This is a genomic window from Ruania alkalisoli (assembly GCF_014960965.1).
In the GTDB taxonomy this organism is placed as follows: domain Bacteria; phylum Actinomycetota; class Actinomycetes; order Actinomycetales; family Beutenbergiaceae; genus Ruania; species Ruania alkalisoli.
On record NZ_CP063169.1, the window covers coordinates 4,251,603 to 4,265,204 of the forward strand.

Annotated in this window: 12 protein-coding genes; 8 read left to right on the forward strand and 4 right to left on the reverse strand. The window is 69.7% G+C overall.

The genetic code is table 11. From position 1 onward, the window contains the following. The first annotated feature begins 8 nt into the window (after window positions 1-8). Window positions 9-752 (forward strand): FadR/GntR family transcriptional regulator, encoded by a 744-nt coding sequence (locus tag IM660_RS18845; RefSeq protein ID WP_193497287.1) that lies wholly within the window; start codon window positions 9-11, stop codon window positions 750-752. Here IM660_RS18845 and IM660_RS18850 read toward each other — a convergent pair. After that, window positions 730-1,506 (reverse strand): SDR family NAD(P)-dependent oxidoreductase, encoded by a 777-nt coding sequence (locus IM660_RS18850; RefSeq protein ID WP_193497288.1) that lies wholly within the window; start codon window positions 1,504-1,506, stop codon window positions 730-732. The genes IM660_RS18845 and IM660_RS18850 overlap by 23 nt on opposite strands. A 62-nt stretch (window positions 1,507-1,568) precedes the next feature. Here IM660_RS18850 and IM660_RS18855 point away from each other — a divergent pair, with 62 nt between their 5' ends. The 4 genes from IM660_RS18855 to IM660_RS18870 all read left to right on the forward strand — a co-directional run bounded on the left by IM660_RS18855 (window position 1,569) and on the right by IM660_RS18870 (window position 7,104). Then, the gene (locus tag IM660_RS18855; RefSeq protein ID WP_193497289.1) at window positions 1,569-2,177 is read left to right on the forward strand and encodes a TetR/AcrR family transcriptional regulator; all 609 of its coding nucleotides are present in this window, start codon (window positions 1,569-1,571) and stop codon (window positions 2,175-2,177) included. Window positions 2,178-2,181: 4 nt separating this feature from the next. After that, a complete protein-coding gene (locus IM660_RS18860; protein ID WP_193497290.1) occupies window positions 2,182-3,003 on the forward strand; it encodes a CPBP family intramembrane glutamic endopeptidase in 822 nt (273 codons plus the stop codon). A gap of 169 nt (window positions 3,004-3,172) precedes the next feature. Beyond that, complete coding sequence (locus IM660_RS18865) at window positions 3,173-5,854, forward strand: lysylphosphatidylglycerol synthase transmembrane domain-containing protein (protein ID WP_193497291.1); 2,682 nt, start codon at window positions 3,173-3,175, stop codon at window positions 5,852-5,854. 68 nt (window positions 5,855-5,922) lie between these two features. Beyond that, window positions 5,923-7,104 carry a PP2C family protein-serine/threonine phosphatase gene (locus IM660_RS18870; RefSeq protein WP_193497292.1) on the forward strand — a complete coding sequence of 394 codons (1,182 nt, stop codon included), beginning with the start codon at window positions 5,923-5,925 and terminating at the stop codon, window positions 7,102-7,104. 72 nt (window positions 7,105-7,176) lie between these two features. Here IM660_RS18870 and IM660_RS18875 read toward each other — a convergent pair whose 3' ends face one another. Continuing rightward, the gene (locus IM660_RS18875) at window positions 7,177-8,529 is read right to left on the reverse strand and encodes an LssY C-terminal domain-containing protein (RefSeq protein ID WP_193497293.1); all 1,353 of its coding nucleotides are present in this window, start codon (window positions 8,527-8,529) and stop codon (window positions 7,177-7,179) included. Between the two features lie 218 nt (window positions 8,530-8,747). Here IM660_RS18875 and IM660_RS18880 point away from each other — a divergent pair, with 218 nt between their 5' ends. Together IM660_RS18880 and IM660_RS18885 are read left to right on the forward strand one after the other, a co-directional pair. Beyond that, entirely contained in the window at window positions 8,748-9,668 is a 921-nt protein-coding gene (locus tag IM660_RS18880) for an ion transporter (RefSeq protein ID WP_210769030.1), read from the forward strand. Further along, window positions 9,643-10,128 carry an MmcQ/YjbR family DNA-binding protein gene (locus IM660_RS18885; RefSeq protein ID WP_193497294.1) on the forward strand — a complete coding sequence of 162 codons (486 nt, stop codon included), beginning with the start codon at window positions 9,643-9,645 and terminating at the stop codon, window positions 10,126-10,128. The genes IM660_RS18880 and IM660_RS18885 overlap by 26 nt, the downstream gene beginning before the upstream one ends. On the opposite strand, the gene IM660_RS18890 is transcribed toward IM660_RS18885, so the two are convergent. Next, window positions 10,121-10,789 (reverse strand): response regulator, encoded by a 669-nt coding sequence (locus tag IM660_RS18890; protein WP_193497295.1) that lies wholly within the window; start codon window positions 10,787-10,789, stop codon window positions 10,121-10,123. The genes IM660_RS18885 and IM660_RS18890 overlap by 8 nt on opposite strands. After that, window positions 10,786-12,051 carry a sensor histidine kinase gene (locus tag IM660_RS18895; RefSeq protein ID WP_193497296.1) on the reverse strand — a complete coding sequence of 422 codons (1,266 nt, stop codon included), beginning with the start codon at window positions 12,049-12,051 and terminating at the stop codon, window positions 10,786-10,788. The genes IM660_RS18890 and IM660_RS18895 overlap by 4 nt, the downstream gene beginning before the upstream one ends. Before the next feature lie 145 nt (window positions 12,052-12,196). Here IM660_RS18895 and IM660_RS18900 point away from each other — a divergent pair, with 145 nt between their 5' ends. Then, the gene (locus IM660_RS18900) at window positions 12,197-13,600 is read left to right on the forward strand and encodes an alpha/beta-hydrolase family protein (RefSeq protein ID WP_193497297.1); all 1,404 of its coding nucleotides are present in this window, start codon (window positions 12,197-12,199) and stop codon (window positions 13,598-13,600) included. The last annotated feature ends 2 nt before the right edge of the window (window positions 13,601-13,602 follow it).

The window sequence follows — 13,602 nt, forward strand, 5'->3', positions numbered from 1 at the left end:
GGGCAAGGATGCGAGCACTTGAGACAGCACTGGACGGACTGCGTGCCCTGATCGCCGGAGGTGATCTACAGCCGCGGGACCGGCTACCGAGCGAGTCGGAACTGTGCGAACGATTCGGGGTCTCGCGCGGTTCGTTGCGCGAAGCGATCCGCATGCTCTCGGCACTGGGCGTCCTGGATACCCGGCACGGTTCCGGCACCTACGTCGGTGATCTGCGAGCGGCGCCGATCCTGGAGAACCTCTCCCTCACCGTGGGACTCCTGCCCCTGGACTCACTACTGGAGCTGACCGAGTTGCGGCGCGCCCTGGAGTCACACGCAGCATCGCTGGCCGCGGCACGCATCGACGACGCCGATCTGGCGGCGCTCGACGCCCTGCTCACCGAGCTCGAGGTGACCACCGACGATACCGACCAGTCCCGACTCGATCATGAGTTCCACATGCGGATCGTCGAAGTCGGGGCCAACAGCGCCTTCGCGGCGATGGTTGCCGTGCTGCGTTCCCGCTCGCGCGCCTACCACTTGTTCAGCACCAACGACGGCGCCGCAGTCAAGGAACTCTCCGACGCCGGGCATCGCGCCATCTGGCACGCCCTGCAGACCAGGGATCCCATGGCCGCGGCCGCGGCCGCGGCCGCCCACGTCACCCAGACCGAGGTCTGGTTGCGCAAGCACCGCCCGCCGGCCGTGGTCGGCAGTCATGCGCATCCCGCCGGCCGGTCCGCAAGGGTCAGGTCAGCACCCGGCCGCTGATAGCAAGGAGCGCGCGCCGGGGCAGGAGCCTCGTCAGGGCCGCCGTGGCCGCGTTCGACCAGCCGGACACCACACTCGGGGGCCGCGAACCGGACTCAAGGGCCCGGAAGGTGCGGGAGACGACCTGGGCGGAGGACTGGAAGCGCCCGACGGCAGCGGACGCATCGCCGACCACGTCGAAGAACTCGGTGCGGGTGGCCCCCGGGCTGATCGCGAGCACCCGCGCACCCGTGCCTCGGACCTCGTGTGCCACGGCCTCGGTGAAGTTGAGTACGAACGACTTGCTGGCACCATAGGCGGCCATCGTCGGGCACGGCTGGAATGCGGCGGTACTGGCCACATTCACCAGCAGACCATCGGCCGCGAGGATGTCGGGGAGGAACTCCCGGGTCATGGCCACGACGGCGCCCACGTTGAGGCGCACCATCTCGTCGAGGCGGGCGGGGTCCGCCTCGACCAAGGCCCCTTTGAGTCCGAAGCCGGCATTGTTGACCAGACCTCCGATCCGTACCTCGCGCTCCCGCACCTGCTGGCGCAGGGCCCGGGCGGCCCCATCCACCGCCAGGTCGGCACCGATCGGGTACGCACACACGCCGTACTCACGCCGGAGGCAATCAGAGAGCTCCTGCAGGCGTTCCGCACGGCGGGCCACAAGCACGAGGTCATGTCCACGGCGCGCGAACTGTGTGGCGAACTCCGCGCCGAGGCCCGAGCTTGCGCCGGTGATGAGGACGGATGCATCGGTGAGGGTCATAGCACGCAATGTAGACAATGACAGCATTGTTGTCAATGTCTACATTGGGCTAGGATGGAGCGATGACAGCGCGCCCGTACCACCATGGCGGTCTGCGCGAGGCGCTGCTGGAAGGCGCCGTACGGGAGATCGAGGTCCGCGGCGTCGACGGACTCTCCGTGCGCGGCCTCGCACGCGATCTAGGTGTCAGCCACGGCGCTTCGGCACGGCACTTCCGGGACCGGGCTGCACTGCTGGACGCCGTCGCGGTCGAGGGCTTCGGACAGTTGCTGGAAGCAATGCGGGCGGGCGGCAGCGACGAACTGCTCACCGCCGCCCACGGATACGTCCGGTTCGCCGTCGACCATCCGCGCTTGCTCGCGGCCACCTTCGCCGCGAAGCGCGCCCAGACACCGAGTGAGGAGCTGCTTGCGGCCGGGGAGCGCGCCTACGACTTTGTCGTCGAGCTGCTCGTCCGCGGACAGGGCGAGGGCCGCGTCCGGCCCGGCGATCCGCGTGCACAGGCCCGCGTGACATTCGCGGCGGTCCACGGTGTCGCGATGCTCGCGGTCGACGATCTGCTCGACGGCGCACCCTGGGAGCAGGCCACCGATGAGATTATCGAGTTGCTCAGCGCGGGCCTGGGATCGCCGTCGCAAGCAACCACGGTCCCATCGACCACGCGAGACTAGGAGCATGGACAGCGCTCGGGCCGCCTCACACCGCCCCGCCACTGCACCGCCCACCGTGCGCGCCCGCTCCCGGCGCCTGACCGCGGAGATCTGGATCGTCCTCGGCCTGAGCCTGGGCAAATCAGCCGTGTACGCCATCGTGGCGATCATCGCGGCCCTCACCCGCGGGCCGCTCGGCGAGCAGACCACCGCACTGAACACCTCTCAGTCGCCGCGCCCGTACCTCGACCTCACCTACCAAGTGCTCTCCGTGGCCTTCGCGCTCGTGCCGGTCGCCCTTGTGCTCTACCTGCTCAGTGAATCCGGCCGTAGCGCCTTCCGGCGGATCGGCCTGGACCTGCGCCGTCCGGTCCGCGATCTCGGCTGGGGGCTCGCACTCGGCGCCCTCATCGGGATCCCCGGACTCGGGCTCTACCTGGCCGGCCGCGCCCTTGGTATCACGGTGGCGGTGCAGGCTTCCGGGCTGGACCCGTACTGGTGGACGGTGCCCGTGCTCCTGCTCGCGGCGCTGAAGAACGCGCTGGTGGAGGAGGTGATCGTCGTGGGGTACCTGATCGAGCGCCTGGGTGAGAAGCGCTGGGGGCTGCCGGCGATCGTCGCCACCTCGGCCCTGCTGCGCGGCGCGTATCACCTGTACCAGGGGTGGGGACCGTTCGCGGCGAACGCGATCATGGGCGTCACCTTCGCCCTGTTCTACCTCTCCCGGTTCGGCCGACGGCGGGTGATGCCTCTCGTGGTCGCCCACACCGTGCTCGATGTGGTCGCCTTCGTGGGCTACCAGTACCTGCCCGAGGCCTGGCTCGCGGCGCTTGGCGTGGACGTCTGAGGGTCGCCGGCCCTCTGACCCACCTATACACGCCACCGGCGGTGGTTCTCCACCGCCGATGCTGTATCAGCCGCCGGAGCGTGAACGGTGAGGCCCGTCACACGCGAAGGCCTGCACGAACCCGGAAATGACCAGGGTTGCCGAGCGCACCTCGCCTACCATCGGGAGCATGGCCGTCGAGAACCCGCAGACGCCGGAGCCGCCGCGCGGTCCGGTGCAGACGGTCTCTCTCGTGGATCTGCCGGTCGCCAGGGTGCGACGCCCGATCGACCTGGTGCTGATGCTGGTGACCCTCACCGCGGTGGTCGCGGTGCTCGCGCTGTCGGTCTACGCCTACCGCACGACCACCGGCGTCACTGCCGATGTCCGTTCGGTGTTCTCCGAGGTGATCCGCAACATCCTGCTGGTGCCGGTCAACGCGATCGAGGGTTTCCTCACCCTCATCCTGCCGGTGGTGGTGATCGTCGATCAGCTCGTACGCCGCCAGCCGCGCAACATCCTGGACGCCCTCGGCGCTGCGTTCACGGCCGTCCTCGTGACGGCGGGGGTCGCCTGGCTGCTGGAAAGTTACGCCCCGATCGAGGTGCTCCGGGCGTTGCGCATCCTCGCCGATGAGGGCTGGGTGATGACGGTGACACCGATGGTGGCGGGGCTGGCCGCGTTCCTCACCGCTATCGGTACCCGCTCACGACGGCGCCTGGTGGCGATCTCGTGGAACCTGCTGTGGATCGTGTTGGTCGTCTCCGTGATCTCCGGTGACGCCACGCTCGTCGGTGCGCTGGTCTCGGTACTGATGGGGCGCGCCGTCGGGCTGGGGATGCGGTACGCCTCGGGCGTGCGGTCGGAGCGTGCCCACGGTCAGGTACTGGTAGACGGTGTGCGCCGGGCCGGGGTGGACGCCGTCAGCGTGATCCGGATCGGGGACTCCAAGGACGTCAGCCGGATGCCACGGGAGACCATCGCCGTCTCCGGCCCCATCGGCTACGTCCCCGGCCGCGCGGGCCGCACCGCAGCACGTGCCACGACCTCCCCGACCGGCAGTGGCAACCGGGCCGGGATCAGTGACGATGCCGGCGGTGGGCTCGCCGTCGGCGCCCCGGAGGCCACCACCGCTGGGCCCGCGGGCCAGCACGAGCCGCCTGCCGACCATGTGCAGGACTCGGCCACGGTCGCCACCGAACGCGAGGGTGCCAACCGCGTCTACGCCGTCACCGATGCTGACGGGGTGCGCTGGGATGCGGTGGTGCTCGACTCCGACAGGCAGGTGATCGGCTGGCTCAACGCCGTCATCTCGACGTTGGCACGCCGGGGCCTGGACCGGCGGGCCACAGTCTCGCTGCGGCAGGCAGCCGAACGCGCCTCGCTGATGTACTACGCGGCCGCGGCCGCCGGGGTGAACTGCCCCCGTCTGCAGGGTATTGCCGAGGCGGGCGACTCCGTCCTCCTCCTGGGTGAACATGTTCCCGGTGCACGTCAGCTCAGCGACGTGGCCGTCGACGTGGTGACCGACGACGTGATGTTGGCAGCGTGGGAGCAGATCACCAAGGCTCACCAGGCGGGACTGGCCCACCGGAATATCTCCGCGGACACGGTGCACGTGGTCACCAGCGGTGAACGGGCAGGCCAGGTCTGGTTGAACGGCTGGGAGGAGGGCGAGATCGCCTCCGGCTCTCTGGCACGGCGCGTCGATCTCATGCAGCTGCTGACGCTGTTCGCGCTCCGCGTCGGTGCCCACCGCGCGGTGGCTGCCGCATCCCGGGTGCTGTCGATCAACCGGCTCGCCGAGATCGCCCCGCTGTTGCAGCCGATCGCCCTGCCCGCACAGACCCGCGCCGAAGCTCGCCGGCAGAAGGAGCAGATGGCCGAGCTGCGTGCGCACCTGGTGGAGTTCATCCCGACGGCCGAAGAAGTGCAGCCGATCCAGATCGCGCGCTTCACCGCCAAGACGGCGATCACGCTCACGATCGCGGTCGTGGCCGGCTGGGTGGTGCTGACCACCCTCAACTTCGAGCAGCTCACCGACGTCATGGCCGATGCGAACCCGGCCTGGATGGTGGTGGCGTTCGGTATGGGCCTGCTGACCTACCTCGGCTCGGCGATGGGCCTGGTGGCACTCTCCCCGGAGCGGCTCGGCCTGTGGCGCACGATCTTGGTGCAGGTCGCCGCTTCAGTCGTCACTCTCGTGGCACCAGCGGGCGTCGGCCCGGCCGCCCTGAACCTGCGCTTCATGCAACGGCGCGGACTCGCCACCCCGATGGCGCTGGCCACTGTGGCACTCCTCCAGCTCTCACAGTTCGTCACCACGGTGCTGCTCCTGCTCGCCATCGCCCTGCTCACCGGCAGCTCCAGCGCCCTGCAGCAGCTTCCCTCCGGCGCCGTCCTCGTGGTGCTGGGAGTGCTGCTGGTGCTCGGGGGTGCCGTGTTCGCGATCGGCTCTCTGCGCCGCTGGGTCATCGCCAAGACGAAGCCGACGCTGCAGCAGGTCTGGCCCCGGCTGGTGTGGGTGATCGGCCAGCCGCACCGGCTGCTGATGGCGATCGGTGGCAACCTCATCATGACCCTTGGCTTCCTCGCGGCCTTCGCAGCCTCGCTCGCGGCGTTCGGCCAGTCCTTGCCGCTGACCTCGCTGGCGATCGTCTTCCTCACCGGCACCGCTGTCGGTTCGGCCATCCCCACGCCGGGCGGCATCGGGACGGTCGAGCTCGCCCTCTCCACCGGCCTGACGACGGCCGGGATCGCCGCCGCGGCCGCTGCATCTGCCGCCGTGCTGTTCCGGGTGCTGACGTTCTGGATCCGCGCTCCGCTCGGGTGGTGGGCACTGCGCTACATGCAACGGCGCAACCTGCTGTGACAGGTAGGGTGGGTGACAACGGATCAGTATCCTGGGGCACCAGATCTCGAAGGCGGTGAAGGATGGCGGTGAGGTTCCGCTACGCCCTGGGGACCGACCTCGGTACCGTCCGCACGAACAATGAGGACTCCGCCTTCGGCAGCGGCCGACTGCTGATCCTCGCGGACGGGATGGGCGGCCATGCGGCCGGTGAGGTCGCGTCCGCGGTGGCGCTGCGCGTCTTCGGTGGGCTGGTCGGCGAGCCAGGCGGTTCCGCGGGGGACCCGGCCGGATCGGCGGACGCGATCCTGCAGGCGGGTCGCCGCACCCGGCGCGCGCTGCACGCGATGTCCGAGGCCGACCCGAAGCTCGAATCGATGGGGACCACGCTCATCGCGGTCGCCTGTGATGGTGAACAGGTCACGGTCGGTCACATCGGCGACTCGCGTCTGTATGCGCTGCGCCAAGGAGCGCTGTACCAGGTGACGACCGATCACACCCACGTCCAGCGGCTGGTCGACACCGGCCAGCTCACCCCGGAGCGTGCCCGCACCCACCCCTATCGGTCGATGCTGCTGAAGTCTCTCGATGACCAGCCGGCCGGTGCCGACCTGGACATCATCGAATGCGAGCTTCAGCCCGGTGACCGGCTGCTGCTGTGCTCCGACGGCCTCTCGGACTACCTCTCCCCCGAGCACATCGGCACGCTGCTGGCCGGACCGGACCGGACCGAGGCCGCCCACGCCCTCATGGATGCTGCGCTCGAGGTCGGCACACGTGACAACGTCACCGTGATCGTGGCCGATCTGATCGACGACGGCGCAGCCTCGGTCTCCCCCGAACCCGCCGTGGTGGTGGGTGCGGCGAGCGAACCCATCGACCTCTCCCCGGACGCCGCCGCGGCGCTGCGCGCCAGCCTGCCCGACCTTCCGCTGGACACGACCGCACCGATGGCCGGGGTGGCCCGGGCGCTCTCGCCGGACAGATACGACACAGCCGGCACAGGCGACACAAGCGACAGCAGCGACACAGACCACAAGGACCACACACGTGCGGCCCCGGCGGACGACGCACCCGCTCTCCCCGCCGAGGAGGCACCTGCAGCCCCGCCAGCGGCGGAGCCGGAGGACGACTCGGGCTCCCGCACGGAGCCGGATCGCCGAGGTGAGGTGCCGGTACCAGGGGGTGTGACGCCGTCCCGGGTTCCCGCATTGCTTGCGGCCGTGGCCGTGCTAGCGGTGGCGATCGCCCTGGGGATCATTCTGGGCTGAGGCTCCGCGCTACGTCGAGGCTGAGTTCGACGGGCTGGGCTCGACGGGGCTGGACCTGTCCGCCCAGTTCACCTACGCCGTCGCACCCTCTTGGGACTGCCCGTGCGTGAAAACTCGTGCGGTCTCGCTCGAGAGCGCCAGCAGCACCAGGATCTCCACGGAGGTTCCCACGAGCTGACTGGCCAGCGCCGCCTCGGGCGCCCCGCTGATCCACAGCACGGCGTAGGTCAGCACCCCCACCGCACCGAGCGTGAGCGTCGCCATCCGCGCCCAGTTCACCCGCCGGTACAGGAGCACCGTCAGCACCAGGTAGGCGAGCAGGTAAGCCATCAGTGAGACCCGGACCGCCAGCATGATCGTCTCGACCGGCACACCGACCTCCACCAACGGGGTCACCACTTGCAAATCACCGGCCTGTGAGGCGGTGAGCTGGGTCAGCCACGCCAGCCCGAGCACTCCGGTCGCCACCCGCAGAACCATCATCAGCATCCCGAACGCCACGGTCAGCGGGATCGCGCGGCGTTGGTGACTGTCGGCGTCGTCAGCGGCGACCTCCTCGATGATCCGGGCCGATGGTGGCGCCGTGGCGCGCAGGTCCACGATCGGGAGGTCCCCGTCGGTGCGGATCGCGTCACCACCGCCGTTGCGGTGGTGATAGCCGGTGGAGAAGTTGAGCAGATGCTTGACGGCGATCCCGTCGTTGCCGGTACCGGGCTCGGTGAGCGTATCGAGAATGTGGTCACGCTCAGCGTCGATGTCGGCGTCGATGCGGTGGGTCACCTGAAGGGTGAAGTGCGACAGACCGACCGATCGGTCGTAGGTCCCGGCAGCGAGCCAGTCGGCCTTCTTCCCACCCGGGAGCCGCCACCCGGCCGGGCAAGGCCAGAACCGGACGTGGTGGCGCTTGGCCGGGTTCCCCTCGACCTCCTGCTGGTAGGTGAACATCTGCCGGCGGCCGAACAGGAACAGCGGGCTGACCGGGGCGTCGGGGTAACTACGGCGTAGCAGCGTGGAGACGATCATCCGGCGGGAAGACTCGAGGTTGATCTCATCGGCTCGATGCCAGCCGGCGCGGAGCATCGCCGTGTGGATCTGCTCCTCGGTGCCGCGGAAGCCGAGGTTGACCGGGTCTCCCAGCAGGCCCTCACGGGTGCGGGACCTGCCGATGAAGTAGTTCGGCACATAGACGCGGGTCAGCAGCCTGTGCAGACGCGGCAGCAGCAGATAGGTGACGATCACCCAGAACGGCACGAACGCCCACAGATGCCGCCACCCGGCGGTGAGCAGCTGATGGATGAGCAGGAACGCCAGCCAGCCGGAGGCGACCGTACCGAGCACGAAGAACACGTGATCGGCGAACCTGATCGGGTTCTCCTGGACAACCTCGACGGCTGCGTGCGCCCGCTCGGTGAGCGTACGTGCCATGAGTCCAACGGTAACCGGGATCGGTGACAATAGGGCGTCCGCCACGTAGGGATGAGGGGAGCCATCCGATGAACGAGCCTTCGACCGGGCCCGCACGGCCCGAACTGACTGAGCCGTCTATGCCATCTGAACCACCTGAGCCGTCTGAGCCGTCTGCTCAGGCCCCACCGGCTCAGGGTCATCGTCGCCGCCTTGCCTCCTGGATCGAGTCTGGCCCGGTGCAACGGATCGTGGTCGCCGTGATCGTCGTCAACGCGATCACGCTCGGTTTGGAGACGTTCCAGAACGTGCCGCGGGAGGTGCTGCACGCCGTCGATCTCGCCTGCCTGAGCGTTTTCGTGGTCGAGCTGACGTTGAAGCTGTACGCCCACGGCCTGCGGTTCTTCCGCAGTTCCTGGAACGTCTTCGATCTGCTCGTCGTGGTGGTGGCGCTGGTGCCCGGCAGCGGCGCCTTCGCCGTGCTGCGTGCCTTGCGGGTGCTGCGCGTGCTGCGGCTGATCTCAGCGGTGCCTCGCCTGCGGCAGGTGGTGGGTGCGTTGATGGCGGCGGTACCCGGGATGCTCTCCATCGGCGCCCTGCTGGGGCTGCTGTTCTACGTGAGCGCGGTGATGGCGACGATGCTGTTCGCGGGCACGGACCCAGAGCGGTTCGGCACGTTGTGGGCGTCGCTGTTCAGCCTGTTCCAGGTGATGACGCTGGACAGCTGGTCGGCGTTGGTGCTGCCGATCATGGCCGAGCACTCGTGGGCATGGGCGTTCTTCGTGCCGTTCGTGCTGATCAGCGCGTTCGCCGTACTGAACCTGTTCATCGCCGTGATCGTGGACTCCATGCAGCACCTCAAGCCACCCGAGGACGATGCTGGCGGCAGCTCATCGGCGCCGGCCGGATCGCAGGCCGAGGACCTGCCGGACGACCCATTCGAGGAGGGAGTGCTGGTGCCCGCCGAGGAACTCGGGCAGCTGCGAACAGAACTGGCCGCCCTGCGCGGGGAGGTGAGCACGCTGACCCAGGCGCTGCGCAACGGTGCCTCAAGTGGTGCCACCACGGCATCGACAGCGACCAGCGCGGCACCACTGTCGGCGGCGGATGGCAGAGTGCCTGAGGGAGGCGACGATGACACATCCACGCATGTTCGATGACGGCGACCCCTACCTCGCGCGGGTTCGGCACCTATGCCTGGCCTTCCCGGAGGCCGAGGAGAAGGAGAGTCACGGCCGACCCACGTTCCGGGCGGCGAAGGTGTTCACCGTGTACGGCGGCGGCACCAAGGGCAGCGCCCGCGAGCGCACCAGGTACGACCAGTCGCTGCTGCTGCTGCCGGACGCGGGTGAGCGCATCGCCCTGGAGCAGGACCCTCGCAGCTTCGTGCCCGCCTACTACGGCCCCGCCGGGTGGATCGGCTGGAACCTGGCCCACGATGGCACCACCGCGAACGAGGTCGACTGGGCGGAAGTGTTCGAGCTGGTCGATGCGTCCTACCGCGCGCTGGCTCCACCCCGGCTGCTCCGCGAGCTTGAACTGGCCGCGCTGAGTCCGTCCGCGTTCGCCGCCGGCCCGGACGGTTCGGATGGCCCAGACGGTCCCGAGACGTTCAGCTGAGCGCTCGTGGTGAGCCCCCACCGGGAGTGACCAGGCCCGATTCGTAGGCCACCACCACCGCTTGGGCGCGATCACGCAGCTGCAGTTTCTGCAGCATCGCGCTCACATGCCCCTTCACGGTCTGCTCGGCGAGGGAGAGCCGATCAGCGATCTCCGCGTTCGACAACCCTGCGGCCACCAGCACCAGCACGTCCCGTTCCCGCGGGGTCAGCACATCAAGATCCCTGCTCGGCGCCTCAGGCCGGCCCACCAAGTCAACGACGAGACGCTTGAGGATGGCGGGGGCGAGCAACGCGTCCCCGTCGGCGACGGTCCGCACGCCATGGGTCAGCTCGGCGGCCGTTGCATCCTTGAGGAGGAAGCCCGCGGCACCGGCACGCAGCGCATCGAGGACGTACTCGTCGAGGTCGAAGGTCGTGAGGACCAGGACGTGCGCAGCCGTGGCACGGGTGATCTCTTCGGTGGCGGCGATCCCATCCATCCCGGGCATCCGCACATCCATGAGCACCACATCCGGGTGCATCTGCATCGCCAGCGCCACAGCCGCGGCACCATCGCTGGCATCGGCGACCACCTCGATACCCGGCTGCGCGTCGAGCAACGCGGAGAAGCCCGCCCGCACCATGGACTGGTCATCCACCACCAGCACCCGGATCGTCATCGCTGCACCGTGCGTGCGAGCGGGAGGTCGAGCTGCAGCAGGAAGCCCTCCGGGACGGGCGCGACCGCCAGGTCTCCTCCGGCGGCACGCACACGCTCGGCCACACCTCGCAACCCGTGCCCATGCCAGGACGCTTCTCCTGCCGGCGGAACCTGCGCCGTCGGGGGTGGCGTGTGCTCGGCCCGCGGGCCGCTGACCACAGTGGCTCTGACGCGTCCCGGCGGTACGTCGCCGGGTGGGCGCGCCGTCACGGTCACCCGCACCGGGGCACCAGCGGCATGCCGACGTGCGTTGGAGAGTCCCTCCTGAATGCCGCGATAGAGGGCGAGCTGCGCTGCGCCACTGAGCTCCGGCCACACGTCGGGCCAGTCGGCGTATACGGTCACCCCGGCCGTACGCGCTACCTCCACCAGCTCCGCGATGTCGTCCGCCCCCGGCTGAGGGACCCGGGGGGCATCGGAATCACGCAGCACGGTGAGCACCCCACGCACGTCCTGCAGGGCACCACGGGCAAGGCCGGCGATCTCGGCGAGCTCTTCGGTGGCCGCGGGTGGCAGCTCCGGCAGCCGGTAGCGCGCCGTCTCGGCGCGGACGGCAACCAATGACATGTGATGGGCGATGACATCGTGCAAGTCCCGCGCGATCCGTGCCCGTTCCGCGCCGGCTCGCTCCTGCTCCTGGGCCTGCCGGGCCTCCTCGCGGGCCTGCAGCTCCGCACGCTGGGCGGCGCGACGACTCCGGGTAGCGTCGATCACGAGCACTCCGGCTGCTAGGAGGAGCAGCCACACCGGCCGCTCGAGACCGTACGGTCCCAGCGCGATCAGGAGGAACGACCACGCCGCCGCCCCCCGGCGTTCGGGCGCCTCGTGACGCGAGGCCACCCACAGGCAGGAGACCACCAGCGCACTGCTGGGCCAGGTGGAGGGATCCACCACGGGCTGGCCGATCAAGGCGGTCACCGCAAGCGCGAGGTTCAGCGCCGCAGCGAGCCGCCAGCCGAGCAATGGCAGGAACGGTGCGAGGATCCAGCTCACGGCGGCCAGGGAGAGCAGGAACGTCGGCCACGCGGGTGTGCTGGGCTGCCGTCCGGCGACGGTGAACACCAGGACAAGAACGCCGATCGAGGCGCTCAGGATCTGCAACCATCGGCGCGTCGGGGAAGGCGCAGCCATGGACGTCACTGCCGCGCCCAGGGCACGAGCGCCAGCGATCACCCGGTGCCGGGCCACGTCGGCCCACCCGGGCAGTGCGCTGGTCGCCATCCGTCGACGATAGACACCGGGGGGCGCCGTTGTCGCCCACCTACCGGCTGAGAGCTCCCCCTACCGGGGTATGGGTCGCCGTGGCGCCCGGCTCCGTGGTCGGGGCTGTGATTCAGTAGTCAGGGCGATCCCCGACGGCGGTCGTGTGCCTACCGTCGAACAGGTGCTCTTCCGGATCGCTCGCCTCGCCCGTCACGTGCTCCTCGGCGTCATCGCCGCCGTCTCCCTGACGCTGAGCTCACCCGTGGTGCTGACGCTGGCACTCGACGCCGTCGGCGCTGCGCCCGCACACGAGCTGGCCGAAGGCGGGCGACTGGGTTACCAGCCCGCAACGCGCGATCGAGACGGACTCCGGGAGCGGTTCCGCCCGGACGGCGAATGCTCGGTGCCGGCAGCAATTCCGGTCCCATTCGGGTTGCGGGCCGCATGCCAGGTTCATGACCTCGCCTACGACGAGCTGCGACTGGCGCGCGAATCCGGTCAACACGGTGACTGGACGACCGGGCTTGCGCGCTGGGTGGCCGATGTCGAGTTCGTCCTGCGGGGGCATCGGCAGTGCCGCGGGGCAGCACCGCTGGGACGACCGGTGTGCCATGGCGTGGTGGCGCTCATGGGGACCGCCGTCACGCTGAACTCGATCCGGCAGGTCTACGGGCCCACGCCCCACGAGACGCCAGCCCAGCTCGCGCTCTGGGTCGGGGGGCTGGCAGCACTGATCGGCGTACCGCGTATACCGCGGACCGCTGGTCGGCACGAGCGGGAGTTCCTCGAGAGTGTCTCCTCCCACCAGGTCGCCGGGATCTACCTGGGACTGCGACCTGCCAGGACGTTCCGCGAGCGCCTGGACCGCCTGCGCAGTGACGTGGAGCGAGCGGCACAGGCGGGTGATGTCGTCCTGGTGGTGACCACCGGCTCGGGCTGGGTCAACCCCTATGCCGTCCACGGACTAGCGCGCGCGAGGAACGGGCCGGTGACCGTCATCGCGTTCCAGTACTCCCGGCTGCCGAGCTGGGCGGTCGCCATCCTGCGGCCACACCTGCCCGCTCGTGTGGCTCGGTCGGCCCTCTCGGCCGCAGTCGACGGAGTGCGTAGCGTACGTCACCACGGTGCGCAGGGCCGGCTCTGGGTTCATGGGGAGAGCCTCGGCGCGGCCGGGATCCGCGCCGCGCTCGCCCAGCGGCCGAGGCTGGCTGATCTCGTCGACGGTGGCCTGCTGGTCAGCCCGCCGGGGAGTGTGGAGTGGCGCGGTCCTGAGCACATCGACGTCGTCCGCCACCACGACGACGCCGTCGTCTGGTTCACGCCGCGTCTGCTGGTCAGGCCGCTGCGCTGGCACCACGCCCCCGGTGACGGTCGCCCGGCCCCTCCTCCCTACAGGCAGCCCTGGCGACCTGTGCTCTCGTACCTGCGGGTGGTCGCAGCATTGCCACGCGCCGGAGACCTCCCATATGGCCACGGACACCGCTACGGACCCGAGCTGGCGAGCGCCTGGGCGCGTGTGCTGAGCGGGTCGCACCGCGTAGCGGTCCAGCCGCGTGGGGCAGGATGAGG